This is a genomic window from Roseicyclus amphidinii, from assembly GCF_030163755.1.
GTDB classification, from domain to species: Bacteria; Pseudomonadota; Alphaproteobacteria; order Rhodobacterales; family Rhodobacteraceae; genus Roseicyclus; species Roseicyclus amphidinii.
The window spans coordinates 1-1841 of record NZ_JASJOE010000138.1 but is presented as its reverse complement, the minus strand read 5'-3'; the positions used below and the strand labels follow the sequence as shown (position 1 = coordinate 1841).

2 protein-coding genes are annotated in these 1841 nt (G+C 72.9%); both read left to right on the top strand.

Features of this window, described 5'->3' with window-relative positions:
- The coding region (locus QQK83_RS19190; protein ID WP_284267036.1) for a flagellin at positions 1-263 on the top strand (263 nt) is incomplete at its 5' end.
- Positions 263-1366 carry a flagellar basal body P-ring protein FlgI gene (locus tag QQK83_RS19185; RefSeq protein WP_284267034.1) on the top strand — a complete coding sequence of 368 codons (1104 nt, stop codon included), beginning with the start codon at positions 263-265 and terminating at the stop codon, positions 1364-1366. The genes QQK83_RS19190 and QQK83_RS19185, both read left to right, overlap by 1 nt.
- The last annotated feature ends 475 nt before the right edge of the window (positions 1367-1841 follow it).

The following is a 1841-nucleotide window of genomic DNA, read 5'->3' as shown; positions in this document are numbered from 1 at the left end:
AAGCCGCCGCCTTGCGGCTCGAAAGCGGGGAGGAGGCGCTGATCCGCCTGCGCTCGGACCTCGGGCAGTCCGAGGCCCGCATCGAGGAGGCGCGCAGCGCCACCGAGGCCGCCCGCGCCGCGCTGGAGCTGGAAACCGCGCGCCTGACCGACGCCGACCCCTACCGGACCGCGACCGATCTGAAATCGGTCGAGACCCGGCTCGAGGCGCTTTACCTGCTGACCGCGCGGCTCTCGCGGCTGTCCCTGTCGGAGTACCTGTGATGTCCCGTGCCCTTGCCGCCGTGCTGGCCGTGCTGCTTCTGGCGCAGGCGGCGCTCGCCACCCCGATCCGGATCAAGGACCTGGTCGAGTTCGACGGGGTGCGCGGCAACGACCTTGTCGGTTACGGGCTTGTCGTCGGGCTGAACGGCAGCGGCGACGGGTTGCGCAACGCGCCCTTCACCGAGGAGATCATGGTCAACATCCTCGAACGCCTGGGTGTGAACGTGACCGGAGAGCAGTTCCGCCCGCAGAACGTGGCCGCGGTGATCGTGACCGCCACGCTGCCGCCCTTCGCCCGGTCGGGCGGCCGGATCGACGTGACCGTCTCGGCGATCGGCGATGCCGACAGCCTGTTGGGCGGCACGCTGGTGATGACGCCGCTGACCGCAGCGGATGGCGAGATCTACGCGGTCGCCCAGGGGTCCGTCATCGCGGGCGGGGTCGCGGCGGCGGGCGAGGGTGCGGCGCTGGTCGAAGGGGTGCCGACGGCTGGGGCCATTCCCAACGGCGCGCGCGTCGAGCGCGAGGTGGCGTTCGAGCTGTCGGACATGGCGCATGTGCGCCTGGCGCTGCGCAGCCCGGATTTCACCACGGCGGAGCGGATCGAGCGCGCGATCAACGCCGATTTCGGCCGCGCCGTCGCGGCGATGCTGGACGCGGGCACGGTCGTGCTGGACGTGCGGGCGACGCGCGCGCCCTCGCCCGCCCATGCCCTGAGCCGGGTGGAGAACATCCTGGTGGAGCCCGAGCGCCGCGCGCGTGTCGTCGTCGACCAGCGGTCGGGAACCATCGTGATGGGCGAGGATGTGCGCATCAGCACGGTCGCGGTGGCGCAGGGCAACCTGACGCTCCGGATCGAGGAGCGGCCGATCGCGGTGCAGCCCAACCCCTTCGCCGAGGGCGAGACGGTGATCCTGCCCCGCACCGGGGTGGGGCTGGCCGAGGAGGAGACGACGGGCCTTGCGCAGATCGCCGAGGGCACGAGCCTGTCGGATGTCGTGGCGGCGCTGAACGCGCTGGGCGTCTCGCCGCGCGAGATGATCGACATATTGAACGCGATCCAGGCCGCCGGCGCGCTGCATGCGGAGTTCATCGTGCGCTGACGGGCGGGTCGGGTCTGCCCGCTGCGGGGCGGTTGCACCGCCGCGCGCTGCGGGCCTTTGCATGGCGCCGGGGCGAGGTCTCGGGCCACGGCGTTGGATACCAGGCATGGCGCGCAGAGCGCCGCTTTTCCCCGCTGATCCAGTCATGGGATGAGGCCTCTGCCGCTGCCGCTGCCGCTGCCGCTGTCGCTGCCTCTGCCGCTGCCTCTGCCTCCGCGGTGCGCCGGTTGTGTTCGGCGGTCACCTGCGTTGCGGGGGCCGGGGGTCTTCCGCTGCGTGCCGCCTTGGCGCGGAAGTGCGGGCCGGAGCGCGGGCCCGATAGTGGACCGGGGACGCTCTCCTCCCGGCCCCACGCCCCGCCACGGCGGGCCGGGTCAGCGCGCCTTGAGGCGGCGCATCACGTCGCGCGCCAGCGTGCCGGGCAGCGCCCGGAGGACCGCGACGCGGATCTCCTGCCCTTCCCCGCGCAGGACAT

What these genes read in the sequence shown, in the direction of transcription:
- QQK83_RS19185 (WP_284267034.1), top strand. Translation starts at nt 263, where the DNA reads ATGTCCCGTGCCCTTGCCGCCGTGCTGGCCGTGCTGCTTCTGGCGCAG.